The sequence below is a fragment of the Rudanella paleaurantiibacter genome (assembly GCF_009184635.1).
In the GTDB taxonomy this organism is placed as follows: domain Bacteria; phylum Bacteroidota; class Bacteroidia; order Cytophagales; family Spirosomataceae; genus Rudanella; species Rudanella paleaurantiibacter.
The window spans coordinates 328,300-354,949 of the sequence record NZ_WELI01000009.1 but is presented as its reverse complement, the minus strand read 5'-3'; the positions used below and the strand labels follow the sequence as shown (position 1 = coordinate 354,949).

Annotated in this window: 30 protein-coding genes; all 30 read left to right on the top strand. The window is 53.4% G+C overall.

What is annotated here, in order from left to right:
- Nucleotides 1-147: 147 nt before the first annotated feature.
- The 30 genes from F5984_RS20660 to F5984_RS20515 all read left to right on the top strand — a co-directional run bounded on the left by F5984_RS20660 (nucleotide 148) and on the right by F5984_RS20515 (nucleotide 26,650).
- Nucleotides 148-447 (top strand): hypothetical protein, encoded by a 300-nt coding sequence (locus tag F5984_RS20660; protein WP_152126104.1) that lies wholly within the window; start codon nucleotides 148-150, stop codon nucleotides 445-447.
- A 76-nt stretch (nucleotides 448-523) separates the two neighbouring features.
- Nucleotides 524-811 carry a hypothetical protein gene (locus tag F5984_RS20655; RefSeq protein WP_152126103.1) on the top strand — a complete coding sequence of 96 codons (288 nt, stop codon included), beginning with the start codon at nucleotides 524-526 and terminating at the stop codon, nucleotides 809-811.
- Complete coding sequence (locus tag F5984_RS20650) at nucleotides 811-1,113, top strand: hypothetical protein (protein ID WP_152126102.1); 303 nt, start codon at nucleotides 811-813, stop codon at nucleotides 1,111-1,113. Before F5984_RS20655 ends, F5984_RS20650 begins: the two co-directional genes overlap by 1 nt.
- Nucleotides 1,110-1,517: a hypothetical protein gene (locus tag F5984_RS20645; protein WP_152126101.1), complete on the top strand. Its 408-nt coding sequence runs from the start codon at nucleotides 1,110-1,112 to the stop codon at nucleotides 1,515-1,517. Before F5984_RS20650 ends, F5984_RS20645 begins: the two co-directional genes overlap by 4 nt.
- Before the next feature lie 97 nt (nucleotides 1,518-1,614).
- Nucleotides 1,615-1,959, top strand: coding sequence for a hypothetical protein (locus F5984_RS20640; protein ID WP_152126100.1), 345 nt, complete (start codon nucleotides 1,615-1,617; stop codon nucleotides 1,957-1,959).
- A gap of 11 nt (nucleotides 1,960-1,970) precedes the next feature.
- The gene (locus tag F5984_RS20635) at nucleotides 1,971-2,339 is read left to right on the top strand and encodes a DUF2528 family protein (RefSeq protein ID WP_152126099.1); all 369 of its coding nucleotides are present in this window, start codon (nucleotides 1,971-1,973) and stop codon (nucleotides 2,337-2,339) included.
- Nucleotides 2,336-2,656 (top strand): hypothetical protein, encoded by a 321-nt coding sequence (locus tag F5984_RS20630; RefSeq protein ID WP_152126098.1) that lies wholly within the window; start codon nucleotides 2,336-2,338, stop codon nucleotides 2,654-2,656. Before F5984_RS20635 ends, F5984_RS20630 begins: the two co-directional genes overlap by 4 nt.
- The gene (locus F5984_RS20625; protein WP_152126097.1) at nucleotides 2,653-2,847 is read left to right on the top strand and encodes a hypothetical protein; all 195 of its coding nucleotides are present in this window, start codon (nucleotides 2,653-2,655) and stop codon (nucleotides 2,845-2,847) included. The genes F5984_RS20630 and F5984_RS20625 overlap by 4 nt, the downstream gene beginning before the upstream one ends.
- Before the next feature lie 11 nt (nucleotides 2,848-2,858).
- Nucleotides 2,859-5,672 carry a BT4734/BF3469 family protein gene (locus tag F5984_RS20620; RefSeq protein ID WP_152126096.1) on the top strand — a complete coding sequence of 938 codons (2,814 nt, stop codon included), beginning with the start codon at nucleotides 2,859-2,861 and terminating at the stop codon, nucleotides 5,670-5,672.
- A 233-nt stretch (nucleotides 5,673-5,905) separates the two neighbouring features.
- Nucleotides 5,906-6,178, top strand: coding sequence for a hypothetical protein (locus F5984_RS20615; protein WP_152126095.1), 273 nt, complete (start codon nucleotides 5,906-5,908; stop codon nucleotides 6,176-6,178).
- 40 nt (nucleotides 6,179-6,218) lie between these two features.
- Complete coding sequence (locus F5984_RS20610) at nucleotides 6,219-6,857, top strand: hypothetical protein (RefSeq protein ID WP_152126094.1); 639 nt, start codon at nucleotides 6,219-6,221, stop codon at nucleotides 6,855-6,857.
- 6 nt (nucleotides 6,858-6,863) lie between these two features.
- A complete protein-coding gene (locus F5984_RS20605) occupies nucleotides 6,864-7,088 on the top strand; it encodes a hypothetical protein (RefSeq protein ID WP_152126093.1) in 225 nt (74 codons plus the stop codon).
- Between the two features lie 33 nt (nucleotides 7,089-7,121).
- The gene (locus tag F5984_RS20600; RefSeq protein ID WP_152126092.1) at nucleotides 7,122-7,562 is read left to right on the top strand and encodes a DUF3127 domain-containing protein; all 441 of its coding nucleotides are present in this window, start codon (nucleotides 7,122-7,124) and stop codon (nucleotides 7,560-7,562) included.
- Between the two features lie 9 nt (nucleotides 7,563-7,571).
- Complete coding sequence (locus tag F5984_RS20595) at nucleotides 7,572-8,009, top strand: hypothetical protein (protein ID WP_152126091.1); 438 nt, start codon at nucleotides 7,572-7,574, stop codon at nucleotides 8,007-8,009.
- A gap of 683 nt (nucleotides 8,010-8,692) precedes the next feature.
- Complete coding sequence (locus F5984_RS20590) at nucleotides 8,693-9,175, top strand: hypothetical protein (protein ID WP_152126090.1); 483 nt, start codon at nucleotides 8,693-8,695, stop codon at nucleotides 9,173-9,175.
- A 158-nt stretch (nucleotides 9,176-9,333) separates the two neighbouring features.
- Complete coding sequence (locus tag F5984_RS20585) at nucleotides 9,334-9,855, top strand: hypothetical protein (RefSeq protein ID WP_152126089.1); 522 nt, start codon at nucleotides 9,334-9,336, stop codon at nucleotides 9,853-9,855.
- A 9-nt stretch (nucleotides 9,856-9,864) separates the two neighbouring features.
- Entirely contained in the window at nucleotides 9,865-10,329 is a 465-nt protein-coding gene (locus tag F5984_RS20580) for a hypothetical protein (protein WP_152126088.1), read from the top strand.
- Nucleotides 10,322-11,653, top strand: coding sequence for a S49 family peptidase domain-containing protein (locus tag F5984_RS20575; protein ID WP_152126087.1), 1,332 nt, complete (start codon nucleotides 10,322-10,324; stop codon nucleotides 11,651-11,653). Before F5984_RS20580 ends, F5984_RS20575 begins: the two co-directional genes overlap by 8 nt.
- 28 nt (nucleotides 11,654-11,681) lie before the next feature.
- Nucleotides 11,682-12,635, top strand: coding sequence for a hypothetical protein (locus F5984_RS20570; RefSeq protein WP_152126086.1), 954 nt, complete (start codon nucleotides 11,682-11,684; stop codon nucleotides 12,633-12,635).
- Nucleotides 12,636-12,692: 57 nt separating this feature from the next.
- The gene (locus tag F5984_RS20565; protein ID WP_152126085.1) at nucleotides 12,693-13,160 is read left to right on the top strand and encodes a hypothetical protein; all 468 of its coding nucleotides are present in this window, start codon (nucleotides 12,693-12,695) and stop codon (nucleotides 13,158-13,160) included.
- 2 nt (nucleotides 13,161-13,162) lie between these two features.
- Nucleotides 13,163-13,711: a hypothetical protein gene (locus tag F5984_RS20560; protein WP_152126084.1), complete on the top strand. Its 549-nt coding sequence runs from the start codon at nucleotides 13,163-13,165 to the stop codon at nucleotides 13,709-13,711.
- Between the two features lie 363 nt (nucleotides 13,712-14,074).
- Nucleotides 14,075-14,692, top strand: a complete 618-nt coding sequence (locus tag F5984_RS20555; protein ID WP_152126083.1) for a hypothetical protein — start codon at nucleotides 14,075-14,077, stop codon at nucleotides 14,690-14,692.
- The gene (locus tag F5984_RS20550) at nucleotides 14,667-15,251 is read left to right on the top strand and encodes a hypothetical protein (protein WP_152126082.1); all 585 of its coding nucleotides are present in this window, start codon (nucleotides 14,667-14,669) and stop codon (nucleotides 15,249-15,251) included. The genes F5984_RS20555 and F5984_RS20550 overlap by 26 nt, the downstream gene beginning before the upstream one ends.
- Nucleotides 15,232-16,962: a hypothetical protein gene (locus tag F5984_RS20545; protein WP_152126081.1), complete on the top strand. Its 1,731-nt coding sequence runs from the start codon at nucleotides 15,232-15,234 to the stop codon at nucleotides 16,960-16,962. The genes F5984_RS20550 and F5984_RS20545 overlap by 20 nt, the downstream gene beginning before the upstream one ends.
- A 618-nt stretch (nucleotides 16,963-17,580) precedes the next feature.
- The gene (locus tag F5984_RS20540) at nucleotides 17,581-17,943 is read left to right on the top strand and encodes a hypothetical protein (protein ID WP_221412972.1); all 363 of its coding nucleotides are present in this window, start codon (nucleotides 17,581-17,583) and stop codon (nucleotides 17,941-17,943) included.
- Nucleotides 17,940-19,295, top strand: coding sequence for a hypothetical protein (locus F5984_RS20535; protein WP_152126080.1), 1,356 nt, complete (start codon nucleotides 17,940-17,942; stop codon nucleotides 19,293-19,295). Before F5984_RS20540 ends, F5984_RS20535 begins: the two co-directional genes overlap by 4 nt.
- Nucleotides 19,295-20,191, top strand: a complete 897-nt coding sequence (locus tag F5984_RS20530) for a DUF6712 family protein (RefSeq protein ID WP_152126079.1) — start codon at nucleotides 19,295-19,297, stop codon at nucleotides 20,189-20,191. Before F5984_RS20535 ends, F5984_RS20530 begins: the two co-directional genes overlap by 1 nt.
- Nucleotides 20,192-20,917: a hypothetical protein gene (locus F5984_RS20525; protein ID WP_152126078.1), complete on the top strand. Its 726-nt coding sequence runs from the start codon at nucleotides 20,192-20,194 to the stop codon at nucleotides 20,915-20,917.
- A complete protein-coding gene (locus F5984_RS20520; RefSeq protein ID WP_152126077.1) occupies nucleotides 20,910-21,428 on the top strand; it encodes a hypothetical protein in 519 nt (172 codons plus the stop codon). Before F5984_RS20525 ends, F5984_RS20520 begins: the two co-directional genes overlap by 8 nt.
- A gap of 65 nt (nucleotides 21,429-21,493) precedes the next feature.
- Nucleotides 21,494-26,650, top strand: coding sequence for a putative Ig domain-containing protein (locus F5984_RS20515; RefSeq protein ID WP_152126076.1), 5,157 nt, complete (start codon nucleotides 21,494-21,496; stop codon nucleotides 26,648-26,650).

The following is a 26,650-nucleotide window of genomic DNA, read 5'->3' as shown; positions in this document are numbered from 1 at the left end:
TATTTTTCGGAGTTTACTTGACAAATCTTAAGTTTTACTTGAATTTAGCACTACCAAATCTGGTAGTACCAGAAAACGTAGTGCAAGATAGAGTGAACCATGTTATACACAACTCCAAAATGTGTGAATGACCAAACTTCTGCGCGGATGGCAAAAAAGCGAGTACAAGCGGCCACTGCTTCAGGTGAGTGGCGTAATAAAATGAAGGCAGCCAGGAACGCGCTGCCAGCTGGCATTGGACAGCAGGATGTGCTGGTCTATATCTCTCAGTTTTTTCCCGATTTGGACCGCCTAACCTATGCCACTCGCTGGCGTAATGCATGGTTAGGCCGGGTGGCTGACCCAGAGTTAACCACCGCAGTGGAGAAAGCGGCTGAGCACTATATCCAGCTAAAAGCGAAAGCGAGTAAGCGCCTGTCACGGCAAAAAATGAAACTCATGTCATGATCTGGCTCCTGATTCTGGCGGTGGTGATCGCCCTGCCATTCCTCCAAAAACGCAACCCCTTAGACGACCGATTTCTATGACAACGATGAATGACGACTATACCGAGTTTCAGGCTGCGTTGTGCAGCGAAACCCGCAAAGACCTGCGGGCAGATGGAGTTCTGCTGGTGAGTGTGGTACGGGGTGAGCAGGTGATGACTCAGGTAAGCCAGGATGGCGTAGAGCTGGGCGAAATGATCGGCATAATACATCTGCTGGCCCGGCAAGTCAACGCGCATCTGGCACGGGTGGGGCTGAATCCGGCCTTCACCTTCAACGTAAACGACACGAAGTTTTTCACGCCTATTTCCCCCAGCAAAAACTAATGCCACGCATTACCTACACCCGACCCGTATGGGAGCGTGTATCGGACACCATGCAGGTGTTCGGACAGATTGCCGAAGAGCAACGCCTGGATGGCGTGCCCAAACAACAGCCGATTGTGGCTGGAGTGGTTCGGTTTTGCCCGAAACGGCAAACGTATCGGCCCTACGCGTATATGCCGAACGGTAACCTTTTTTTTCTGACGCCCTGCTACTCGCTTCAGAAGGCCAAAAACGATTTGATCTTCTTTCTGGCCCAGTCAACGGAGTCTGTTCTTCACCCTTCAACCACTGCCCAGGCATGAACCCCACCTCTGCTATTCACAGCATCCTTCAGACGTACTACTCGGCCAATCAGGATGGTCACCCTAACCAGAACTGTGTTCTGCATTTCTCGGAGGTAACTCTGGAGCTGCTTGACCAAGCGGTTACTAAACTGCTGGTGGCGCATCTGGCCGGTGCTCCAGTAGGCTACCGGGCCTATGAGTTGGTTGATCTCGATAGCCTGATGCCAACGGAGAGTGGTAACCATCAGCTCAGCCTGTGGGATGCCTGCCTGTTTAGGCACTTTGCCTCCTTTCTGTACCGGGCCCAAGAATTGAGCTGCTGCGCTATTATCCGCGAGTACTCCCGTGAACAGATCCTGAGTGAGCTGGCGGCATTTCTGGCGACGCCCATTACCCGTGTGTTTGCATTCCCTAACCCATAGATCGGAGCCCCCGAACGCCTGTAAAGGCTGGTAGGTGGTTGACACGCCCCGCTCCTGGCTCTGCTGGGTTCGGGCGTTCGGGGGCCCACTTCTGCCAATGAACCCTGTAACACTACATCTCTGGCACTGGTACGGATTGGCCTTGTTCAGCATCGGGCTGGCGGTATTGGCTCTGTTCCCCTCACTCATTCTCAAACTTTGGCAACTGCTGGCTCCAGTACCTGAGCCGACGCGTATGAATACAGACTACATTCTTCGGCATGGGCCGCTGACCGGTAAGGCCCTGCAATCCATCAACGATATGGATGCCCTGATTCTCTACCGGTCCCAGTGCCCTAACATCACCAACGCCGAATACCAGGCCGTTGGGCAACGTATCCGCGAGCTGCACCGGCAGGGTGCCTACCAAACACTACGTAGCACAATAACCCAAGCTAATTAAACGACAAGAAAATGGGTAAGCGAAGATTTAGGCTCGACTATGAATGGAAGTGGGAGGCACTGCTTGAAATCGATGAAGAAAAGGCTGCAAGTACGCTCAAAGAGGTTGTCGAATTTTGGTACGGTTGGGAGAGTGTCTTGAATAAGTTTAAAGGTGATTATGCACAAGCTTTTTGCTGGTATATCGGTCCACTTTTACTTGAAAAATCTGGCGATTCTGGTCTGGATTGGATAAGAGAAGAAAGCTTTAAAAATGAAGAAGGGTATTGTATGACCCTAAACGGAGAGAATGGTATTGAGCTGATATCAATCGATGATTGGACTGTAGACCATGATGATTTTGAGATCAATGAAGTGAGAAGAGAGGAGGTTGGGATATGAAAGCGATCGCCAAGATTCCGCTGTCTAACCTGCCGGTACGGGTCGACTATCAGTGCGTGGTGGAGTTCTGTGCCAAGTCGCCGGGGTACACGGGCTTCACGCTCCGGGAAATCCAGAGCATGGTGCTGGGCTTACAGATGGACCCCAAAGCCCGCAAAGCCTACCGTTACACGCGTGGCAAGGGCCGCAAGGTGGTGTTTGGGTTTAGCAGCAAGAAAGACCAGGAGGATTTTCTGTGGGACATGGGCAATCATCTGATGGATGCCGATTACACCTGTCAGCGGGCGTTTTACACCGAAACGGATCTGACGCCATGACACACTGGATCCGCACGGGGGCCCACGAAGGTAAACCCCTCCATATGGTGACAGACCTGCCGTTTTTGACCCGCTACCGGGATGAGCACAAAGGGGCAGAGCTGCGAGCGATCGACGCCCGGATCCGGGAGCTACGACAACTGGGATATGGCCGCTGCCGGCCGACACCCAAATTACCCTACCAGCCTTAAATCGAATAGACATGGCAAAGCCATTGAACGAATACCGCTTTCATTTTTATAGAGGAGGAATAGATCGGAAGAAGCCAACTGAGGTCATCACTTTGGCTGAGTTAGTCGAGAAAATACGTAGCGTGTTCTATGCCGAGGCAATAGCCAGGGTACGCGCTTCCGAGACCGATGCACAACGAAAAGAGCGAAAGGCAGAACTCGACTACGTAACTGTTTCCGGAACGTTTAACCCTTACCGTAAAGCCAAAAACTTGTATCAACACAGTTCGTTGTTGATGCTTGATTTTGACAAGGACATTACTGATCTGGAGTCCACACGACTGCAATTGCAGTCAGACCCACACTGTTTGGTCGGCTTTGAATCGCCCTCTGGAGGGCGGTTTAAGATGATCTTTGAACTGGCACAGCCTGACCGACACCTGGAATCATTCGGTGATATTGCCGAATATATTAAGCAGACGTATGGCTATCAGCTTGATGCATCGGGCTGTGATGTATCACGCCCATGCTATCTGAGTCACGATCCAAACATCTTCGTTAACCCCAATGCTCAGCCGTATCAGATCAAAGGGCTGGTCCTGAAGGCTGCGAAGGCAAAGCCCAGTACGATCCAACAGGAGATCCGAAATGCGTCGGCTACGTATAAGCACGCGCTCGCCGTGGTGGAACGGATTGAACAGGCTCAACTCGATATAACGGGCGATTACTCGCAGGAGTGGCTACTCATTGCTTTCAGCCTCAAAACACTGGGAGAAGATGGCCGTGACTTGTTCCACCGGGTCAGCCAACTCAATCCGTCCTACGATACCGCTGCCACTGATGCCAAGTTCGATAATGCGCTGGCTACGTCAATCTTCACTACGCCCGGTAAGTTCTTCAGCATTGCTCAGGATTACGGGGTAGATATATCGAAACCCGGCAAAAAGGAGCCCGTGCCGGCCGGTTCAACTACAGAAGCCGTTACGCCCGAGCCGGCCGATGGGGCCGAGCCAGAACTACCCAGCCAGGAGCCTGATCGGGAGAAGAAGCGAAAGCATATTCTGGATAGCTCGGACTCGGTTTACTATTATCTGGAGGAGTGTAAGATTCGGATTAAGTCGGGTAAAGCCACGTTTAATACCATTGCGGAGAACTTTCTGCTCTACGTTAAATACCAGACGGAAGACGAGTATGAAAATTTAACCTGGGTACTGGAGATCCGGCCGCAGGAGGGTGATCCGATCTACGTAGAGGTGCCGCACGACGATTTTACCAGTGCGAGCCGCCTGAAAAAATTGGTTGCCGGAAAACGGTTTGCCCTGAAGCTGTCAGACTCTGAACTCTCTGAACTGCACGGATACCTCTTTACCCGCACTCAGTTTGCCAAGGCAGTCAAAGTAATTCGCTACGGGTATCACCAACCCTCGGGCGTGTTTTTCTTCGCCAATGTGGCCGTGGACCGCAAGGGGGTACAGATTGTACCGGATGAATTTGGGATGGTGTGCATTGATGACGCCGGCACGCCGGTTCACCTGTCGATGCCGGTTAATAACCGCCATAAAGCCAAGCGGTTTACGCTGACTGATCACCGGCTTACCCTCAATACGTTTTTCCAGAAGTATGCTGATGCCCACGGCCATCATAACGCCCTGATTCCATTCTGTTTTTATCTGATGAGTGTGTTTCGGGACGTGGCCATCAAGCACAAAAACTTTTCGCCTATCCTGTTTCTGAAGGGGGGCGCAGGAACCGGGAAGTCGTCGATGGCACGGATCCTGACATCGGCCTTCGGTCGGAAACAGGAGGGCGTGAATTTGAAGTCGAAAAATACCGAGTCGGCCCTGGTGAAACTGATGGGGCAGGCCAGTAATACGATTATCTGGTTTGACGAGTTCCATAACGAACTGGGGAGTACCGAGGGTCTGCTGCAGGCAGCCTATGACAATGATGGGTACCATCTCTCAAAAGCCGGTACGACTGGCTCGAATGAAACGGATGCGATGGAGATTTTCTCCGCCCTGGCGTTGACCAGCAACTACATTCCGGCCAACCCGATTTTCTTTTCACGTTGCGTGTTTGTACCGATCACAAGCCAGGACAAATCAGCTGAACAGCGCGTAGCGTTCGATCAGCTCGAAGCCTGGCAGGACGAAGGCTTAGGATGCCTGACACTGGAGCTGCTGCCCCACCGAGCGTTGATAGAGGCAGAATACCCGGCCGCCTACGATCTGCTGTATCGGCATATCAAAGCGCAGTTTGTGGGTGAGAAGGTGGCAGAGCGATTTTTTGCCAACATGGCGCAGCTACTAGCTGTGGGCTACATACTGGCCTGCAAGAAGGTGATCGGACTGACCGAAAGCGACCAAGCACGGGATATTCTGGCGGATCTGGTTCAGATCGGGGCCGATAACGTACGCCGACAACACCGGATCATGGCTGAGAAAACCGCCCTCTCGGTGTTCTTCGAAATCATTCAGCAACTCTACGATTCGTACATGGTGCACGAGGAGGTTCATTTTACCTTCCGGAAGGTAGGCAACGAGTTGATGATTGACCTGCGTTTCCCGCAATTGTACCAATTATATGCACTGCATTATCGTCGCACGTATCAGGCCGCACCGGCTGACCGCGACGAGTTGCAGACCGAAATCGCGGCACTCGAAGGGTATCCTGACTGGGACAGTTTTAAGCAACAGATACGGTTCAAACGCGATGGCGAGGATAATGGACAAAGTGATTCTACACCTGTAAAGGGGGCTTGCCGGGTGACATACAGCAAGTTAGTAGAGAAATACAACTTCGTGATTGAGGAACGCAAACCGAAACGAAATAACACCACAGACTAAAAAGCAAAGAAAAACTTACTACACTACTACAAATGGTTTTAAGTGTCTGATAATCAAAAGTAAGTGTGTAGAAAAAGTGTAGTAAAGCTGTAGTAAACCTGTAGCAATGTAGTAAGTGTAGCCGAGCTACTACAGAGTTACTACAAAAAATAGAAATCAAGTATCTGTAAATCAGGGATTTGGCAAAATGTAGAAATGTAGCAAACTACAACCCCCCGTTTTGGGCGAAAAAGATGGCAGAAAATGAGGCCGCATCTGTGGTGCAAAATCGCGGAAATGTACCACAAGAGCCAACCAGCCGCATTGATGTTTTCAGGTGGCAGAAGTACCTGGATGGGCAGGAAAATCTCTGGATTGTTACCTGCACCTTCGACATGGACAGTACGGGCTCGCTGCGCCGTGTCGAACTGCTCAACGTAGCCCAGGAGCAAACCGCGGATTTCAGTCGGACGGACTTCGAATCGATGGTTCGATCCGGTACCCTGCGACGGGTAGAGCCCCTATAGTCTTCGAGTAAACATGTTCAACAATAAATCAAGTAAACCAATGAATGACGCTTCAATTAACCTGGACTCGTTTGGCGGGTGGGGGAACACCCTGGGCAAACTGCTCGGTGCACTGAAACCGCTGCGGGATCAATCGGAGCTGGTACGAGTACGGATACTGTCTGAGGTTGGGTATCTGTCGGTAGTGGTATTTGCTGAAATGCCTGATTTGCCGGTACTGTTTGTGAGTGATGACTACTCGCCCGAGTGGATGTTTGCGAACCCTGAGCGGGCGATGCGGGCACTGGGTCGGGATCAGAAAGCGATTGAGGAGCTGACTGCTAACCTCGACGAGCGCCTACTGTTGGTAGCCAAACGGCCGGCCCCCGTTGATGCGCCCCGTCAGCTGATCACTTTCAGCCAATCATTCATGAACGGAGAGGAGCGGCATGACCTGACGCATTACGTAAGCGAGACGCAGGCGGTGATCGTCGACGATGTAAGCTATACCGGACATGGTCATGGTGATGTATTTGTCGGCACCAATTACGTACAAATGGAGATCCGGTCTGATTCGCCCCACGAGGTCTGTATTGGCTCGGTTGATGCCTATATCGAGTCTCACTCCGAGGCTGCAAAGGGTATGGGTACGGTTTCCTTCAAGAGCCTGCCCAAGATTGTAAAAGCCTTTTTCTCGTAACCTACCATGCTCGACGTAAGGAACCAGATCCGGAAAGCGTCGGATGCCGATCTGCTGACGGATCAACGAAGCTACCAAAACGCCATCGCGCAGGATCGGATGCCGGAGATGCGGCAGGTATGGCGATCAACCCTGGCTCTGATCGACGAGGAAATTGAATTGCGGGCGGCTCATGCCCGTGCTGTTAGTCAGTGGCGGTTGCCGGTTGAACTTCCGGACGCCCCGTTTTAAAACGCATTTAAACACTCTAAACTATTTTTTGTCATGTCAAATCAATTGTCAATCACTGGTACGTTTTTAGGCGCAGGTTCCACCGAGTTTGTTGGCCGGGATGGTACGTTTGCTACACGGAAATTCTATGTCGACCTGACCACAAACCCGGAGTATCCTAACACCCCCGAGTTTCAGTTGAAGCAGGATAAGGTTGCGTTGGTCGATAATTTGAAAAAGGGGCAAACGGTCAAAGTGAGCTTCAACCTCTCTGGGCGGAAGGTCGTTAGCAAGCAAACCGGTAAGGAGATTGTTATTACCACCAACGACGCGTGGAAGGTCGAGTTGATCACGACGCAATCGGCCGTGACGGCCAACCGCCCGCAACCCGTTTCAGCTCCAGCACCTGCCCCGGCTCCTGTATCCGCCCCCGCATCTGCACATGGCGCGGTACCATTTCAGAGCCAATCCGGCGACGAAGATTTACCCTTCTAACTTCTAACGATGCCAATTGATCGGAAGAAATACCATCCGCAATGGGAAAAGATCAGCCGGTTCGTCCGGCTGATCAGAGCCCGTTGGCACTGCGAGGCCTGCGGAGTTCGGAACTACGCGGTAGGCCGATGGGAGGAAGGAAAGTGGGTACCGCTGCGGGGCAATGCCACAGCCGATGAGTTGGGCCGTGGCCACTGCTCATATCGCCAAGCCCGCAACTACGTAGCTGCCTATAATGCAGATGCAGCAGACGCGGGCGTGGCAAAACTGTCGGTGGTGATTCTGACGACGGCGCATCTGGATCACGACACAGCCAACAACGATCTGGAGAATCTGAAGGCGCTCTGCCAGAATTGCCATCTGAAGCACGACCGGAAAGACAATGCGGAGAAGCGGAAGTATGGAAAAACGGGGCGGTTCTACAATCAAATCAGACTTCACTTTTAAGATGAAACCTGTACTCAGCTATATGATGATTGGCTTGTTGGTGGTCGTTTTTGCTCTGGCGGTCTGGCATGGCTTTACCGTTGAAATTGGCAAACCGTCGACGGGTTTTTACATGAGGTTCGAACAGTATCCACTAAAACGATTTTTTCGATGATTACTCAAAAAGCATTACAGAAGCAGTGCTCCGCGAAGGGGTTAGATCTGTTTCAAAATCTGACGGTGAATAGGCGCAAAGTGTATTGTGTTACCGTCGCCAATGATCCCAACAAAGAGGTGTTGTGTGCGGGCTACATGGGGTATCTATCCAAGTTTGTTAAGGCCTATAAACAAGACGCATCCTGTCGCAAATAACTTAATTTTTCTATGACACGTGACCAAGAATTATTGACAGCGATTCAGATGCTCCACCATCTGATAGAGAATCACCCCTACATGACAGCAATGCAGTGTGATGTAGCACACGCTCAACTCGATAGCATTGTTACTGAGGGGTGGCAAATATCAAACAACTATCCCCGTACACAATGGCGGGAACAGCCCGACCCTGAATTAGTCGAAGAGCTAATGAATGAGTGACCCTTTCACCCAACACCCGCAGGTGTTGACCTGTACACACCTGCTATGTTGGGTTGAAAAAACTAACCTCACAGGCGGGCGGCTTGTCGCCCGGAACCCGGAAATAAATGGAGAAAACCAGACTCAGAATTGTCAGCAATGCAGAATGTAAGCGAATACAGAAGCGTATTGATATTCTGGAATATCGTAAGCTGTATGGTCGCGAACTAACGGAGAAAGAGCGAAAAGAACTATCAGACCTGAGTTCTGCTGTAGCTCAGTGGAACAACTACGACAAGTTCCAGATGCACAACAACCCCGTACCAACTACCCCCCGAAAAACCTATGCTGACCTAACGAAAGAGCAGCTTATTGAGTTGTTTCGGATTCTGCTATCACTACCCGGCCCCGGTCAACCATGCGATTACGAACGCATTGAGGTACGCGACAACGGGGACACTGAAAATGTACACTACGTAGCCCTGTCGGACGGAGCGCACCTTATGCGTTTCGGGGTTCAGGGTGGTAACGTCTGGCTGGCCGGTGGTGGTCGGCTATACAACTTCTACGACTTCGTAGATATGGCACGCTTTTTCGGGTGTGCCTACTGACGCGAAAGCAACACCCAACGCAAGCGACGGGCGTTTTTTTTCGCCCTCGCTATGTTGGGTGTTACGGCCCCAAGTATTCTGAATGGTCGGTTGGGGTCATATAAACGAAGTACGATAGGGGCCAATTTCAAGACGCCAACGCTCAGCCCAACGTTTGAATGTCCAGCTTAAAAACCCAACCCATTCCGGTTTATCCGGTTGTTTTGAAATTCCTTCAGTTTCACTACGGGACAGGCCCGTTGGTGATTGCCTATGATTTGAACCCCTACTCCAGTTTTCTCCGGGCGTGCCTGGATCGCTATCCTACCCGGACGATTCCCCGTAAATACCGTCGTTTGACGGCCTCACTCATGGTTGGTATGTCTCACTGGGAGGCACGGCATGGGTTTGGATCCAATCTCTCCCCACAAAAAATCCTGGACTTCAACGAGTTCGTAAAAATGTCGTTTCTCGACAAGCTCGTGGGTGAAGTCCGGATTCGTACCGAATGCGGTATGGAGCTCAACGAAGCGGTGATGCGTATTCTGCAACGCTACGAACTGAGCGAAGATGAACTCCCCTTACTAACTGTTTTGCGTTACTACTACCGCCATCAGAAGCGCCATACGGCTCAGGAGCGGACGATTGCGCTTTCTCGTCGGTCGGTTGATGTCATACGTACCGGGCAGATGGTGGCGTAATCTTGCCACATGGCATTTGAGCGAAGTGGAAAATGGAACCCTGGGGGCGGGCGATACGTGGAGGTAGTGCCGGCGGCTGGCGTCGAGAGCTATACCCGCGCATCGTTGACCGCCCCCGCTGCCATTACCCTGCGCCCAGGCTTCAGCTGGCAACGTATTTATACGACGCCTGGCACCCTTAGCTATCAATGTGATCAGAGTACCGACGATAATGGTCGGCTCTGGATTACAACCGTTAAAGGGTTTATGCCTGACGATGACGTAAACCGTGGTGTCAGCATGGCCAGACTGGCGATGTACATCACGGTGCTTGTCCGGTTTGTGGACAACAACGGCATGAAACGCCAAGCCGGCACGCCTACTGAGGGGCTTGCCTTTACCTATATACAGGGTACGGGTGACGATGTGCCTAATGACAGAGGTTTCACTTTTACCATCAGCGGCCCGCAAACGCAACCCCCAGCCTATGAATAAGCATACGCTCGCTGCACAAGAACTTTCTTCGACCTGGCTCATTGATCCGCAGGCAGGAAACCTGATCATGAACGCACTGGAGGCCCACGGGGCTCCTGATCATGCGCTTCAGGAGGTACGGGCAGATCTGGAGATTATCGACGTGGAGTTTGTAACCACCCGTATTTCGATTGATAACCCGGCCCCGAACACGGGCCTGTTGGTGATTCGGCATGAGGGGATGCTGGCAAGTTGGGATGCCCGCTGGATTGAGCGGCAACTGAGCTGGGGGAAGCAGCAGGATCAGATCGTTGGGGCGGTGCTGTGCCTCAACGGGCCTGGCGGTCCTGAGCACGCCAGCTACCGCGTTTATGATGCCCTCCGGGCGTTTGGGAAGCCAGTAACGGTGTACTGCGACCATGGCTATTTGGCCAGCTCGCTGTACCTGGCTGCGCTGGGGGCGACATCGATTTATGCGAGCCGGCCGACTGACGAAATCGGGTCTATCGGTGCTTACACGACATTCCGCTACTATAAGCCAGGTGAAGGCTCGGTTGTACGAGATGTGTATGCCCCGCAGTCGACAGAGAAGAACGCTGAATTTCGGGCTGGGCAGTCGGGCAATTTCGTGCCGATGGAAACGAAGATGGCGCGGGTTGCTGAACGTTTCATTCAGTTGGTAGAAGAACGCCGTCCGGATCTGAAGATCGTGGACGGCATTGACCCACGTAAAGGGGCGCTGGTGACGGCCGACGTCGCGCTGGAGATGGGCCTGATTACGGGCATTAGCGACCTGCGTACCGCCCTGGAGAATACGTTTTTGCTGTGCGAAAACTGGAGCTACGGATATAGTTACGAATCGTCAATTAATCAATCTGATACCATGTTAGGATACGTCAAACTGCCCACGTTGCTGGCAGTAAAAGGGCTTGCGCCCGATCAGGTAACGCCTGAGCAAATTCAGGCCATTGCGGCCGAACTCAAAGCCGCTGGCATTGAGAGCGTGGCCGTAGTCGGCAGCAAGGAGTTCGAAGAGGCAACCTCTCTGGTGGAGCAGGTGGCAGAGCTCAAAGCAAAACTGAGTGGTGTAACGCCCCCAGCGGACAAAACAGCCCCGACGCTGGAGAGTATCCAGGCGCAGCTCGAAACACTCATTGCGGAGCGGAATGACTACAAAGAGCAGGCCGAGAAATTTGGATCCCAGCCGGGTTCTACGCCGACCAATCCGAACCGCCCGGCTGATGAGGCTCCTGATACGGGGCAGTCGACGCTGACGGCTGAGCAGATCCTGGCTAACCTGCCTCACAACAAGGCGGTTGATCAGAACCCCATGTTCGCCAAATAATTGAGTACACCCTAAACCTTATACAGCAGTGCAAATAGCTGACATCATTACCGAATACGGGGCGTACTACCTCAACTCAGGCCAAAATATGGCCTCGTTGTATGAGGTGGCACGCCAACCGTTTGTGTCGGAGGCTGAGTTTACACCGGTCGTAACCGACGATACCATCTGGCGGGCTGCCAAAACAACGGTTGATTCGTTGGTGCAGCCGTTCCAGAAGCAATTTACGCCCCGTGGCACCGTGACGGTTACGCCGTTGGAGATCCGTCAGTATCACATGAAAGTGGATACGCAGGAGTGGCCCGACGATCTGGAGGCCAGCTGGCTTGGCTTTTTGGCAGATGGTAAGCTGAAGCGTTCGGAGTGGCCGTTCATCCGCTGGTACCTGGAGAAGAAGTTCTTCCCCCAGATCGCGGAAGACATGGAGCTGAAGGAGTTCGGCCGGGGTGTGTACGCTGCGCCCACTGCTGGCACAGCGGGCCTGACGGGTACGTCGATGGATGGTTATCTGACGACGATTACCAAGCAGATCACGGCGAACAAGATTACGCCGATCGCCATGGGCGCAATTCCGACCGGTCTGAATGCCGATAAGGAGTTTGTGGACTACGTGGAAGAGTTTTCTGACCAGATCACGGAGGTGTACCGCAACAAGGCCATGTCGCTGCGTTTGAGCGAAGACCTGATGACGATGTATCAGCGTGGTGAGCTGGAGAAGTACGGTAAGAATACAGTAGCCGCCACAAATGGACTGAAGGTGCGTTTCCGGGAGCTGACCATTAAGGCGATGCCCTCGCACGGTACCAGCAAACGAATCTGGGCAACTCCGCGTGAAAACATGGTGGTGCTCAAAAAGAAAACCCAGAACCAGAAGCTCGTTGATGTGCAGCTCCAGGAGCGTTTGGTGAAGTTCCTGACCGACTGGTGGACCGGTGTCGGCTTTATTTTGCCGGACGTCGTATTCTGTAACGATCAAGCCTAAACCCGAGACAGGTGTTGTGGTGTCACCCCTGCGAGTGCACCACAACCCATTTTTATTATGGCAAACACGAAACCAGCTGAGCAGCTCCAGGAGCAGCTTAGCCCTGAGCAGCTCAACGAGCTTCTTAACCAGAAAAACAGTGAGTTGGCGACGCTGAACAGCGAGCTGGCGTCTACGCAGCGTACTCTCGAAACCGTGACGACTAAGTATCAGGATCTGGTTGCAGCGAGTGATGCGTCGACGAAACGGATCGAAGAGCTGGAGGCAGAACTGGAAACGGCCGCGTCGGTTGTGCAGGGGCAAGGCCAGACGATTGAAGAATTGGAGAAGGCCCTCAACAAGTTGCAGGCCGAACCAGAAACGGTACCCACGTTTACGTTTGGCAAAGATCGTTACGCGATTGAGGCACCCACGTTCACCTATAAGCGGGAAACCTACACAGCTGCGCAGGTAATCAAAGACAAGGAATTGCAGAAGACACTCGTGAACGCGGGCGTTGGTTTTCTGCGTAAACTGGAAGACTAATAATGGGAACGCTGACATATCAAAACATCGGCACGCCGGCCCCGGTATCACGGATGGGAGGTAGCAAGCAGTACATCCTGATTGCGCCCTATGATGACTTCCAAACCCTCCAGGCTCCTAACGCAGCCGCAACCAATGTAGCTGATCGGTACAAGATCACGACGGCTCACGTAATGAAAGCGGGCAAAGGGTTCATTAAAATGTACGTGACGCCTGATACCGGTAAGTACATGAATGAAGCTATTGGCGGCCGTGATCGGAAGAGCTTCATGGGCAAAGGGGAGTTCTACCACCCAGGGGAGGGCGATGAGATCATTGCTTTTCAGAATCAGGCCATCCACGACCGGTTTATCATTCTGTTCCCGCTGCCGGGTTCGACAGAACTGATTCAGATCGGGTCTGAGGAGTTTCAGGCACTCATTACTCCTGCCTACGATACGACAAACAACTCAGGCGATGGTCGCGGTACGCTCTTCAGCTTCGAGTGTTTCATGCCGGCTATCATTAAGTACACGGCTGCCACGGTGCCCATGTTAGGCGCAGGCGCATAAGGCAAGTGAATTAGATTCTGATTCTTTCACGATAGATCGATGAGCGAAACAAAAAAAGGAGGGGCGTCAGGCACGGAGCTGCCGGCCCCTACCACTGGTACTACTGCCACCTCGACGAAGGTTTACGAGATTGTAGGTCTTGACCCGGACAGTACTGTACACGTGTCCCTAACGGGGAAAGAGTACAAACTGAATGATCTGACAGACAGTGACGCAAAGCAGTTGCTGGAGTTGGGTTGGCCGCACATTAAGGAAAAGTAGCATTATTGTTGAACAACTGTAGACCCGGAAATGGCGGGCGGGATATCCTGCCTGCCATTTTTTTTTATCCAGAATGTAAGTGTATTGGTAAACCCTGACCCTATGAACCCTATTCAACACTGGCTCGATACTGACGGCGACTACATGGAGGGATTGGCCCTGCTTGGTAGTCAGGTATCGCCCTTCTTGTTTGCCTGCCTTAGCAAAGGAGAGAACACCTATAACCGGAACCGTCTCCGGGAAGAATTGCAAAAGCAGATTCCGGTATCCGACCCTGCGGTTTTGCCTACAACACCTGCTGATCGGGAAGTGCATCGTCCGGCTGCGGTGCTACAGCTGGAGCAGGAAGCGCAGAAGTTGATGAACGAACGCGTTGAGCTGAAGGCCAGGCTGCGGGCTCGGATGGATAGCCCCGACGCGGACGGCCGTCAGGCGGATGCCCTGCGGATCCTGGCGATCGGCAAAGAGCTGGACAGTCTTTTCGGGAAAATAGGTTTTTGGCGGGAGCACGGCTATTTGCCAATTGACCAAAGCCCGGATGAAGCTCAGGAGCAGGTATTGACCCTGATGAATGTGCGTACGTACGTGAGCCGTTATCGCTCTCTGCTGAAGAAATTACCGGCTGATAGTCCCCGACGAGTGGAAGCTCAACGGCTGCTGGCGCATTACGAAACCGAAAAACAGCGCATCGAGAATGAAAACCGAACACGAACGATTTGAAGATGCCTTTGAGCGCATTCGTCGATATTATGATCGGGGGCAGCCTCTGCCTCCAGATCTGGCGGACCGGGTAATGTATTGGAAGGCCGCCCGCAGCTATTTCCTGGGTGATGATCCGACGATCCGCACCGACTCGGACGTGGTGGATCGGCTGTGTGATGATTTTGAGGAGCTGAGCGAGGGCTCGGCCTGGCGGCATGTGCGGGACTGCAAACGATACTTCGCCAGTATGGAAACGGTGAATGTCGAATTTGAGAAGGTTTTATTGAAAGCCCGAATCAGCAAACTGGAGCAAACAACGAGTAAAGATTCTATCCGGGCAGCCTGCCACACGAACCTGATCAAGCTGGGTGGTTTTGATCAGCCGCAGCATAGTGAAGGAGGCTCCAAGACGGTTATTCTCAACATTGCGTTTAATCCTGCCCTGGTAGGAGCGAAGCCTGTACCCAACTTACTTCAGACCGTCGAGAAGTTTATTGGGGAAAAAGCACGCCGTGAATTGATGATCGAAGACACTGATTTTGAAATGCTACCTGACGATGGAAGACAGCCTGCTTAAAGTATTGACGGCCCTGGATCCCGATCCGGAAGCACTCGCTGACGAGGGTATCTCGGTCGAAGACCGACACATGAATTACGCCCAGTTGGCGGCTCTGACGGTCGGTGCTCAAAACTGCACGGCGGTGATCGGGCGAGGGGGTGGTAAATCAGACGGTATTTTGGCCCCGCGAGTGCATATGAATATCACGGAAATGCCTCGCTCATCTGGGGTGGCGCTGGGGACAACCTATATACAGCTGCTTGACCGAACCCTACCTGCACTATTTAATGGTTTTCATCGCCTGGGTTATCAGCGCGACGTGGACTATTGGGTCAGGCGATTTCCAGATAAGGGTCACGGACTGAAAATGCCCTACAACTGCCCGCTGACTCCCGAACACTCCCTCTTTTTTCGGACGGATGACAAGCTGAGTGTTATGCGCCTGGTTAGCCAGGATCGCCCAGGTACGGCCAATGGCCTTAGCGTCGACTGGCTTTTAGGCGACGAAGTGAAGTTTCTCAACTCTCAGAAGCTCAATCAGGAGGTTCGGCCGATCAACCGGGGTGGAGCGGATAGGTTCGGTCATTGTAGTGGGCACCACGGGGAGTGGTTCACAACGGATATGCCGACGACTCCAGATGCAAGCTGGATCTTCGAAGCTGAAGAGCATGCCAATGAGAAGTTCAACGTACGCAATATTGAGTTGATTCTGGCGGTTCAGCTGGAGATCTACCATGAAAAGCAGAAGCTGGCCACGTCTCCCCGTAACGCCAGTCGCATTGCCCGGATCAGGAAGCTGGAAGGCTACCTGAACCAGCTCCGCAAAGGGGTTACCCATTATATCGAGGCCTCAGCGTTCGTCAACGTGCACGTGCTGGGCTTATCGTACTATAAAGACATGTATAAGAACCTGCGCCCTGCCGAGTTCGCCAGCAGCATCTTAGGCAAACGGAACATGGGCGTTGAAAATGGGTTCTATCCCGATCTGGACTCAACTCATCACATGTATGATGCGGTCGATTATGCCTGGATAGATGGGCAGGATTGGGAAAAGCAGAAGCGACGTGATTGTCGAAAAGATGCCGACATCGATCATGATAAGCCGTTGGTGATATCGCCTGACTATGGGGCAAGCTTTAACTGTTTATGGGTTGCTCAGCGTAATAGCCGTCTGTCTTTAAAGAATATGACAGGCTACGATGAAGTACGTTATCTCAATCATTTCTATGCCCCTTCTCCAGCTAAAATCCGGGATGTGGTTCAGAAGTTCTGTGAGTATTATGAGTACTTCTATAAGAAGGAGGTGGTGTTTGTCTATGACCATACAGCAGTGGGGAAAGACGGGAAAGACGAACTAACCTACGCTGACCTGGTATACAAGGAGCTGAAGCGCCACGGCTGGCGGGTGAAGATGGAATATATTGGACAGACGAAGGGTCATCACATACGGTACAACGCCTGGGGCGTAGCATTATCAGAGCGTGATGAGCGTATCGCCCGCCAGCGTTGGAACCGGGAAAACACCCGTGTTGGGTTCGAAGCCATGACGCAGACGCGTACCAAGCAAGGTAAGCACGGCTTTGAGAAAGATAAGTCGGATGAGCGCAACAAGGCGATTGATCAGTGGAAGACTACCCACCTGACTGATGCCATCGATAACCTGTTCTATTACCTGACCTTTCTATCCACGAATCAGCAGGATCTCTTGCCGCCTGCGTTCTCCAGATAGGTAGGCGGGGCGACGGTCGACGGCCAACCCGCGCCAATAGGGTCGACCATTCATATATCGCAGCGGAGGGGGGTGTGCAATTGCACATCTTCCTTAGCGCGTGGCGGGCTTTTCCGTCAGACCATGATCACTAAAATTCGGGGCGCAGAAAAAAAACGGCTGTTTGTCAGTGAATTGAGGCAAAAAACGATAAAAATACCATGAAATACTCATTGCAGAAACGCAATCAAAACGATCTGTAAACCCCTGAAAACGAAACATAAATAGGGACAAAATGAGCGTTGGGGTTTTTAGACGTTTTTGTCTGGAGTTGCCCATTGCTGCACCGTCCGCACGGAAAAATTAAACGATTTCAGGAGGTTCTCCTTCGTTTCATTTCGCAGAGTTCCCTTCCTGAGCCGGTATCGTAAATACCCACGCGCCTGTTTGGTTCGTCCGGATTTTAGCCAGGTTCGGAGATAGGCAGGGGAGCAAAGCAATAGCTCCAGTGCTTGATCAGTCGTCATAGCGAAAGTTAACACCGACTCGGTACGAGTGCAATGACAGGCGTGCGTAGGTCGGTTGACGTCATAGAAGGCGGGGTTTACAAGCGTAAATTTTGGGCTCTGTTAAACGTCAATGGCAGTTCACAAAAACCAATCACGCGATGTAATCGACTGGAAAGAGGCACTGGCTATTCTGGAGGATACCGATGCCAAAGGGTGCCCGCGACCTTTTTCGATCACGTTCTGTACAGCCGACCAGGCGAAGGGAACCGGCGGGGAGATCATTCATTATAAGCGGGCAGTTTGGCACGTAGCAGGAGGGCGAGTAAAAGCCTCTGACCGTGACGCTGCCCGTGTTGATGATCAGGGCCCTAAATCGAAGCGACCTAATCACGCAGCCAACTGGACTCGGAACATACGAGGGCTGGATACGGACCAGATCCGGAAGATTCACATTCATCTCATTTTGGAAATAAACGGTAAGCCAGTACGATGAGCGACCAGGTACATTACAACAACAACGGCACTATTGCCTACATGCCGACGTATCAGGCTGTAGTTACTGGCTTGCCGGTTATAGGACGCCCTTCAGCAGAGACGAAGATCCCTCATGCTGACCCGACGCAACCCACAATCAAACGGGAGCTGAGCGCAGGAGATGAGCACCTGGTTTATTGGGGCGATGGAAATGACTTCCCGCAGCAGATCGTCCGTCGCTATCAACGCAATACGGTTATCCCCGAAACGCTGGACAAAAAGGCTGCGCTCTGGTTGGGCGGTGGTGTGATTGCAACAGTGGATGAGGAGAGTGATACCATGGTTGACGATCCACGTATCCGGGCCTTCCTTAAAGACATCACGACAAAGCGGTATCTCAGGGAAATGGCGAAAGACTTTGCCTGGTTCGTGAATGGATTCCCGGAGTTCATTTTGTCGAAAGACCGCAAGACCATCGTGCAATTGCACGCCAATGAAACCAGTTATTGTCGCTGGGGTCGGATGGACGAGACGACCGGGCGAATGGATAGGGTATATCTCAACGCCAATTGGCCGTCCGCAACAGCGACGGATACGGACACCATTATGATACCTGCGATTAACCCGTACGACTGGGACCGGGTGGCGCAGGTACGGGCGGGTTCCAGCTGGAAATACATTTACCCACTCAGTTACCCTTCCCCTAACAGCTCATACTATCAGCTGGCCAATCATCACAGCGTGATCAGTTCGTCATGGCTGGACGTATTGGAGGCAATCCCCCAGTTCAAAAAGTTTGCCATGCAGAACCAGATGACCCTCCGTTACCATATCGAGGTGACGATCGACTACTGGAGCAAGATCTACGGGGAAAAATGGGATGAAGGTTCGTTTAGCGAGCGGATGTCAATACGCGACGAGTTCCTGTCGAATCTGATGGCGAAGCTGACTAATATCGAGAATGCACACTCAGCGGTGCTCACCGATAAATGGATTGACCACGCAGATCGGGAACAGGGTGTGGTGATCAATGTCCTGAAGGATACGCACGTAGAAGGCAAATATAACGAAGACTATTCGGAGGGGAATGCCAACCTGTTTTACACACTTGGCTGGGATCCTACGCTTTCCGGATTCGCCAGTAAGGAAATGGGTAGCCGATCCGGTGGATCCGACAAACGGGAGGCACTGCTCATATTCATCAATCAGGCTGGCCCATACCGGCAGAGCCTGTTGGAGCCGCTTGATTTTGTGGCAGAGTATAATGGGTGGAAGAAAACCTACCCAGAGCTGACCTTCAAAATTCGCGATACCCTACTGACCACGTTGGACACGGGAAAGTCGACCACTACTGAAAATACACCAGCCTGATGGAATTAATTAATAACACGGCAGAGCTCCGGCAAGTCTGCACCGTTAGCTCCGATTTGTTATACGACCGATACAAGCCGCATCTCCAATCGGCTGAGCAGATCCTGATCACGTATGTTGGGCGGGCGGTCGTAAATCGGATAAAAGAAGCGAATCAGCCGTCGGCTCTGGAGATTGAACTACGCCAGCTTTTTCGGCGGGTGGTTGGCAATATGGCCTTGTTTAAACTGGGTCAGGTTGGCAACGTCGATATAAGCAATGTTGGGCTTCAGCGAACCAAGACAGATAATACAAATGATGCGTTTGAGTGGCAGGTGGATCGGTTGACCCGTCAGCTGGAAGCCGACGGGCTGGAGGCACTGGAAGCAACAATCGCGTTTCTGGATGAACATGCGGAGGTTTTCTCCGAGTACATCCCCGTAAGCCCCGAACGGTTGATCCGAACCGCGACGTTATTTTCTTCTCACGTCTTCATTCGCAACAGTCGTTTAGTCTTTCGTTCGCTGGAAGCGAGTATTGCCACTGTAGAAGCCCGCTATCGTCGAATGCCGGTAATTCGTGCGTTTCTGGAGGACTATCCGGATGCCCCCAGTGCCGAACAGCGGGAATACATGACGAACCTCCAACGGGCAGTGGCGAATGCGGCTATGGCCCACGCGCTGCGCACTCAGGTAGTGGAGCTGACTGGGGATGGGGTTCAAGTCAGGTCGATCAGTCAGGTGCTCACCCTCAATTACCGATCATCACCGAACAAAGACCTGCTGTTTTCAGCCCTTTCAGACTACGATTCTGAAGCGGCATTTTGGCTCAATAGCGTTCTCACCGAGCTACGCCCTACCGACGCAGGTCCTGTCAGGACGGGCGGGCCGCAGGGTAAAGCAATTGTCAGCTTCTAAATGAACTCTGTCGTTATTTCGGTCAATGGCCAACCCTTGCACTTTGTGGGTCCATCTGCCTGGGAAGAAGTTAAAGCCCCGCAGTACCTTCAGTTTCTGCGCTCGCTGAAGGTGGAAGGAGGGGAGTTTGCTTTGCTTCAGCTCTGGTTCGGGATGCGTTACAGGCACATGCGTTGGCTCGACGAAGAGCAGCGTTTGGCGCTACTGGCGCTTATTGATTTTACACGCGAGCGTCCAAACGTCTGGATGGTACCTCGTGTGCGAATAGGGTGGCGTTTTTATTATGGCCCTGGGCACCGTCTGGAGCATCTGACGTTTGGTGAGTTTATGGCGGCCGAGGCTGCCCGAACAGCAGAAAACCGGGCACTACTGGCAGCGGCTCTGTACAGCGATCAAACAAAACGTACGTTCAACCCGGCCCGGATTGGCAGTCTGGAGCGACGAATGAGCCGAGAAGATGAAACCCTACTGGAAAGTGTATTGGTGAATTACCTCGGTTGTTTGGACTATCTGGCAAGCCGTTTTCGGCATGTGTTTCGTCCGGGTGATGGGTCGGGCGGGGGTGGTACCTGGTTAGACATCGGGCTTAACCTCGCTCGTCAGACTTCGGCGCTGGGGAGCTTTCAGCAGCTGGAGCAAACAAACCTGTATTTGGCCCTACCGGTGCTGGAGAGTTTACTCAAAGAGCAGGACGAACTTGAAAAACGGATGAAACGAAATGACTAACGAACTGGATTTGGTTGAGCAAGGGCTGGACGAATTTTACGAACTCTACGGGCAGGATTTGGCCAGGCGTGTGCTGAATCATTCTACCAATACGCCCCGTTTTGTCTTTCTTGATGCCGACGATTACAAGTCTGTTATTGAAGCTACCAAGAACACACTTGACGCCAGTGGACCTGTGCTGATTTGGGAGCAGTATGCAGACACGATTGAAGATGGGCGCCGTGATAATTACAACACCCGTACCGAGGGCAGCTTGGCGGTAATTCTCCCGGCAGAAAATAGTGTGAGCGCCCGACGATCGGCAACGCGTCAGGCACGGTCACTCTGCTTGCAGTTGTTGGCCCATATGCGTCAGGATGGGTTAGACGGCCCCCTGTCTAACAACGCGATACGGGTTGTATTGGATGGGCAAAACGGGGAGTCGACCGGAATGCTGATTCCAGGCTGGGTTGGGTATGGCTACTCATTTAGCTGGCTCGTACCGCTGGACATGACGGTGGTAGGGGTGTAGGTCGTTTGATGTCATAGGGCAGGGAAGTGCACGGGGCGTTTTTCGCTTTCGGTTTTCGCTGCCCTATGTCTGTTTCACTGCTCTTCTCTCCCGACCTCCACAGCTTCACTCAGGGCGGTCGGCTGTATTACGCCTTCGCCGGGGATAGCCCGGTTATCACGCCCGGTATTCACGCAGTAAATACGTTGGGGGTGACGGGTACAGTGGCGGATGGTGACACGGTTACAATACGTTGGAATGGCCGCACCGAGGTGCTTACCGCCCGTGATACACCCGTTGAAGCGAACGACTTCCCCAGTGGTGTTGCGTCAGCAGACTACATGCTGGAGCTGGTGGCGTTTTTTCAGGCCCACTACGCATTCCGGGAAGATTTTACGATTGAGACGATTGGCCTGCCAATTGGCGTGATCTGGAGCGTGGATTTCTACGCCAAAAAGCCCGGCCCTGCCTATAATTTCCTTAATCTGCCGGGTCTGCCACTCAACCCAGCGAACGCCATTCCGGGTGTAGCACCGGTTCGACGGGAAAGAAATGCGGTCTATGTAGAAATCTGGACAGCCAAGTCGGGAGTGATCGTCGGGTCTGATGGATTGGATGAGGCCGATGCCGACCGCATCTACACGGGGTATCTGGAGACAGACGATGAGGGTTCGGTGCGCTTCGATGCAGGTTCTGTATTACATGCGCAGCTGACCCCGGATTGGCCGGGTACAGTACGAGCTGACAATTCAGCTCGTGCCTACTACATTCAGTATGCCCAGGCCTATGGTACACCCACGCAGGTAGGGCAGCTCTCCAAAAGCGAAACCGCCTACGCGTATCTGGGCGGAGCGGCCCACGTTCGTCAGGCCGGCACAGGTTTGCGGGCCAACACATGGGTTGGTATTCAGCGATCTCAGGATGTGGCCCTCCGTTTCGGCCCACTTACTCGCTATGTGCGGCCGGATGAGCCTCAGTACCTCACGTTTCTAAATCAGCGTGATGACGTCGCGCAAATTGGTCTGCGCGTAGTCGTGATCTTCGCAGATGGGACCAGCACGCAGACTGATGCGCTGGTCCCTAAACAGGTGTATCGTCGTGGAGATAAACTGACGTTTGCCGTTGGGTTTTCTCAGCTTCAATTAGCGGGTGTCGACGAAACGAAGACCGTTCAAGAGTATCAGATTCAATTAGCGAATGGGGCTACAGGCAACGCCAACGAGGAACACTCGAAAACCTATCGCTACATCCTTAATTACGACTACCAGCCTTATACCAAATATTTTGTCTATCTGAACAGCCTGGGTAGCTGGGATACACTCACGACCTTCGGAAAAGGATCGAGCGAGTGGGCCCGTTTTGCTGAACAGGCTGAACGTGTACTGCCTATTGGTTACGATGCCAGAGAGGGGCAATTTGTAGAATATGACATTGCTCTGCAATTGCAGGGTGAAGTTACCACAGGGTACCGCCAGGAAGGTGAACTCAGGCGATGGGCAGACTTTTACCGCTCACCGTCTAAGTTCCTAATGCTTCGCGGGCGTATGGAGCCCATTGGTCTGCTGTCTAAATCCATTCAGCAGTCGAAAGATGGCGATACCCTGTTTGCGCACAAATTTGAGTACGTTCGTCTCTATCAGGATGAGTTCTACACGGACGAGCCCGAGGGAGATCCTGCACCCCCTTCAGGTTTTACGCCCGCAGGCACGGTAGCTGTTACCGTGAATACCGGGCCGCAGGTGAATAGTGTAGATGTTACAGTGCCCGACCCCGTACGAGATATTACGGCTATCCAAATTTCCAACTGGGTAGCGGCTTACTCTTGGGGGGATCACCGCGCAGCTGGCTACATGAACGTAGCGCAGGCGGCTAATCTGTTTCCATCGAAAAATAGTGTCTACTCGAAGACAGAGGCAGATAACCGCTACGCGCAGGTTTCTGCCATTACGCTGGATCGGGTAACAGAGGGCTCGGCCTCGACGACAAACACGGCACGCCTGGGTGCCGTCGAGCTCTCGAATATGACCCAGGCGACCGAGGTAGGTGAGGTGGTGGTGGCCACGGAGCTACCCGATGGTCGTCATTCACTTGATCGCATTCCTGCCAGCGAGTTACCCGCTCAGGTGCTCATCGGGTCGGGACCACCTGAGGCCGATCTGGGCAATTTCAAGAACGTCTACATCGACGAGGATAACCTGATACTCTACGGGCCCAAAACAGCGGAGGGCTGGGGCACAGGTTTTCGCCTGGATCGTAACCGGGTGCACGTTGGGTTCGGGGCTCCTGATCCGGCTCTCGGCATGGTCGGTGATACCTACATTGACCGGGCAGGACAAACCATCCACCAAAAAACCGTTACCGGCTGGGATGCCGGTACGGCGCTGGGGTCGGGTAGTGGTGGCGGTTCGGGCATTGAAGGAGATCCCGAGGACTACTGGCAGTTTCTGCTCGATGAGCTGAGCCTCTACTTGACTGACCCTGATACGGATGGGTTCGATGCCGAGCCACTGGCGGAGCGGGTTCGCCCAATGGTGCCGTTCAAGCACCGGCAGGAGGTGCCCAACCAGCCCGACCAAAAACCCTGTTACCGGCTGGCTCTGCTGCCAGCTTCTGACGGCTCGGCCTCATCCTCGGTGCAGATTACGGGAGTTCTGGGAGGCTGGGAGGCATTCAATCAGGAAACCATTCGGGTGGGTATCGCTATCCGTGACGGGTTCGCCTACCGGTTCGAGTTGCTGGAGCCGAACCCTTCGCAGGTCGGTATTCTGGCGATTCGGCTACCAACGGGTGAAACGTGGATCGGTGTCGAATACGCCCTGCCCTTTGGGAAGGCTGATCTACACGTCTCCGTTGAGAATGGCACGCCTGACACCGCATTCACCAACATGGAGCGGCCCACGGGAGAGCTGCTGTTCGATTCACGTCAGTACCGCACCTATCGCCCCGATCTGCTGGTGGTGGGCGGTGAGGTGCAGGTGGCGGGGGTCCGCCTACTGGATCAGCCGGTTGAATGGTCAGACCCCCGAACTGATATTCTCGGTGTATTTGAGGGTAAGTTGGTCGCGTTGTCGGCTATCGAGTTTCGACGCCGGGCGAGTGGCTGGATAGAGGGGATATTCAGCTATGACCCGGCTACCGAGTTCATCCCAGCCCGCTATTACCGCATCTGCCAGCACCCCGCCAGCACCGCCGGGACATTCGACTCCGTGGCCATCACGCTGATCGGTGGGGGCTGGGTCGCCCAGCAACGATCTACGATTCACTACGAAGCGGGTACGCGTAACGGTTACGTGCCACGCTGGCGTTCAGAGGGGCCATTGTCGCCAGCGGAGAGTCCTACGGCTATTGTGACCTACGAGGAGGCTAACGGCCTGCACACGACCTATCTGCACTGCCCGACCAACTTCGCAGCGTTCCGGTTCAACGCGAACGGTCAGCAGGTGCTCATTGACCATCAACTGACCCCGGTGCTGACCCCCACGGGCACGCTGGTTTTTGACAGCCGCCAGCCGACGCTCTATCCGCTTAACTGGCATGAGGGGACTACGGAAATATCTACCCCCAAAACACTCAACATGGACTCTGCCAAAATCAAAAAGCTGCCGCCGATGCCCTCAAATGCCCGGTTTGTGGCGTGGGACGAGGAAACACAGAATCTGGGGTCATTCTCCATTGACCAGGTAGCGGCAGCGGTAGCCGCCAAATTGGGGCTGGCTCCACCGGCCAACACGGGCACGGCTCCGTTCTGGCCGAGCATTCCCGCCCAAACCCTCACGGTCGGCACGGCCTACGAGTACACGGTACCAGCACCGGGCGATAACGAGGGGGGCACCATTCCGGTTTCGGTGGTGAGCACCTTGCCTGCATGGCTGTCGTTCAATACGTCAACGCTCAAATTCTCCGCAACGAACCCATCTGTAGTGAGTGATTTCTCGGCTACGCTGCGGGCTACCGACCCCGAAAACAACTCGAAAGACGTGGCTATCGCATTCCGCGTGAATCCTGCGGCTGTAGTTTCGTTTGCACCGACTATCGTCGATTGGAACCCAGCTACGGGCCTGCTGACGGTGGGCGTGCAGGGCCAAGACCCGACCGGCGCGATTGACTGGCAGATTAACGGGAATCGGGAATGGGGTGGATCGACGTTTACGATTCCATCTCATCAGCGTACAGGTACCACGTTCACGGTGGAGGTTCGCCAGAACGGCAAGATTGCGTCGATTCAGTGGACCTCATCATCGAAAGCAGGCCCCAACAACCCACCGGTGCCCAACGGTACAATACCCGCCCAAACCGGTTTTGCGGGCGAACCATTCAGCTACACGTTGCCGAGTAACCTGTTTTTCGATCCGAACGGCGATGCAATTGCGTTCTCGATGTTCGGTCTACCGGATGGCTGGTCGCTCGCTGGTAGCACGTTTGGCGGCACAACGAGCGAGGTGTTCACCAACCGCACGATCACCGTACGCGGTACGGATACGGCCGGTGGATCGTCACAAACCACGTTCCTCTTGTCGGTGTACACGAAATCGAAAATCGTGCAGACGACTCCGCTCTGGGATGCGAATACTGGCAACCTGACCCTGCAATGGAGCAATGCGCTGGTCGGTGAGCCGGTGCAGGTGCTTATTCCAGCTATCTCAACAGACTGGAATCGGCCGAACAATAACCCGACATTCTTTATACCTGCCAACCTCCGTTCGGGACAACTGGCTGTAGAGGTTCGTCAGCGGAACGGCGACGGCAGCTACACCGTATCGTCAGGCATATGGACGTGGACGGCTCGAACGGCCATCACCGACATTGCCTCGCTACTGGCCTATCAGGGTGAATTTCGACTACTCCATATTGGCGCCATGGCTAACCGCGTGACAGCGGCCGGGGCGGAAATCCGCTACGAGTATAACGTCGCGACCGGCAGCCCAACCCAAACAACGAGCTGGAGCAAGATGAACACGCGTGCGGCCTCGGGTATCGGCTCATCTACCGACTACTGGCAACAGGTGCAGAATATGTCGTATGACCGCATTGTGGCCACGATTCGCCCCGCTGATAACCCGGATGATCTCGACGCCCGCCTGAGCATCACGATTGAGCGGCCATTGCCGCAAACAGGCAGCGATGCATTCGCCCGGCCATCGAACGACCCGCTTCGGGTGGTGCAGTCGGGTGGGGTGTTTGCCCTCAATCAAGACGATGCCAGCCCTGATGATCAGACTATCTGGACCGGAACTGAAGCCTAA

Excerpts from the sequence above, each read along its gene's own strand:
- F5984_RS20660 (WP_152126104.1), top strand. The coding sequence starts at position 148 with ATGGCAAAAAAGCGAGTACAAGCGGCCACTGCTTCAGGTGAGTGGCGT.
- F5984_RS20655 (WP_152126103.1), top strand. The coding sequence starts at position 524 with ATGACAACGATGAATGACGACTATACCGAGTTTCAGGCTGCGTTGTGC.
- F5984_RS20650 (WP_152126102.1), top strand. The coding sequence starts at position 811 with ATGCCACGCATTACCTACACCCGACCCGTATGGGAGCGTGTATCGGAC.
- F5984_RS20645 (WP_152126101.1), top strand. The coding sequence starts at position 1,110 with ATGAACCCCACCTCTGCTATTCACAGCATCCTTCAGACGTACTACTCG.
- F5984_RS20640 (WP_152126100.1), top strand. The coding sequence starts at position 1,615 with ATGAACCCTGTAACACTACATCTCTGGCACTGGTACGGATTGGCCTTG.
- F5984_RS20635 (WP_152126099.1), top strand. The coding sequence starts at position 1,971 with ATGGGTAAGCGAAGATTTAGGCTCGACTATGAATGGAAGTGGGAGGCA.
- F5984_RS20630 (WP_152126098.1), top strand. The coding sequence starts at position 2,336 with ATGAAAGCGATCGCCAAGATTCCGCTGTCTAACCTGCCGGTACGGGTC.
- F5984_RS20625 (WP_152126097.1), top strand. The coding sequence starts at position 2,653 with ATGACACACTGGATCCGCACGGGGGCCCACGAAGGTAAACCCCTCCAT.
- F5984_RS20620 (WP_152126096.1), top strand. The coding sequence starts at position 2,859 with ATGGCAAAGCCATTGAACGAATACCGCTTTCATTTTTATAGAGGAGGA.
- F5984_RS20615 (WP_152126095.1), top strand. The coding sequence starts at position 5,906 with ATGGCAGAAAATGAGGCCGCATCTGTGGTGCAAAATCGCGGAAATGTA.
- F5984_RS20610 (WP_152126094.1), top strand. The coding sequence starts at position 6,219 with ATGAATGACGCTTCAATTAACCTGGACTCGTTTGGCGGGTGGGGGAAC.
- F5984_RS20605 (WP_152126093.1), top strand. The coding sequence starts at position 6,864 with ATGCTCGACGTAAGGAACCAGATCCGGAAAGCGTCGGATGCCGATCTG.
- F5984_RS20600 (WP_152126092.1), top strand. The coding sequence starts at position 7,122 with ATGTCAAATCAATTGTCAATCACTGGTACGTTTTTAGGCGCAGGTTCC.
- F5984_RS20595 (WP_152126091.1), top strand. The coding sequence starts at position 7,572 with ATGCCAATTGATCGGAAGAAATACCATCCGCAATGGGAAAAGATCAGC.
- F5984_RS20590 (WP_152126090.1), top strand. The coding sequence starts at position 8,693 with ATGGAGAAAACCAGACTCAGAATTGTCAGCAATGCAGAATGTAAGCGA.
- F5984_RS20585 (WP_152126089.1), top strand. The coding sequence starts at position 9,334 with ATGTCCAGCTTAAAAACCCAACCCATTCCGGTTTATCCGGTTGTTTTG.
- F5984_RS20580 (WP_152126088.1), top strand. The coding sequence starts at position 9,865 with ATGGCATTTGAGCGAAGTGGAAAATGGAACCCTGGGGGCGGGCGATAC.
- F5984_RS20575 (WP_152126087.1), top strand. The coding sequence starts at position 10,322 with ATGAATAAGCATACGCTCGCTGCACAAGAACTTTCTTCGACCTGGCTC.
- F5984_RS20565 (WP_152126085.1), top strand. The coding sequence starts at position 12,693 with ATGGCAAACACGAAACCAGCTGAGCAGCTCCAGGAGCAGCTTAGCCCT.
- F5984_RS20560 (WP_152126084.1), top strand. The coding sequence starts at position 13,163 with ATGGGAACGCTGACATATCAAAACATCGGCACGCCGGCCCCGGTATCA.
- F5984_RS20555 (WP_152126083.1), top strand. The coding sequence starts at position 14,075 with ATGAACCCTATTCAACACTGGCTCGATACTGACGGCGACTACATGGAG.
- F5984_RS20550 (WP_152126082.1), top strand. The coding sequence starts at position 14,667 with ATGAAAACCGAACACGAACGATTTGAAGATGCCTTTGAGCGCATTCGT.
- F5984_RS20545 (WP_152126081.1), top strand. The coding sequence starts at position 15,232 with ATGGAAGACAGCCTGCTTAAAGTATTGACGGCCCTGGATCCCGATCCG.
- F5984_RS20540 (WP_221412972.1), top strand. The coding sequence starts at position 17,581 with ATGGCAGTTCACAAAAACCAATCACGCGATGTAATCGACTGGAAAGAG.
- F5984_RS20535 (WP_152126080.1), top strand. The coding sequence starts at position 17,940 with ATGAGCGACCAGGTACATTACAACAACAACGGCACTATTGCCTACATG.
- F5984_RS20530 (WP_152126079.1), top strand. The coding sequence starts at position 19,295 with ATGGAATTAATTAATAACACGGCAGAGCTCCGGCAAGTCTGCACCGTT.
- F5984_RS20525 (WP_152126078.1), top strand. The coding sequence starts at position 20,192 with ATGAACTCTGTCGTTATTTCGGTCAATGGCCAACCCTTGCACTTTGTG.
- F5984_RS20520 (WP_152126077.1), top strand. The coding sequence starts at position 20,910 with ATGACTAACGAACTGGATTTGGTTGAGCAAGGGCTGGACGAATTTTAC.
- F5984_RS20515 (WP_152126076.1), top strand. The coding sequence starts at position 21,494 with ATGTCTGTTTCACTGCTCTTCTCTCCCGACCTCCACAGCTTCACTCAG.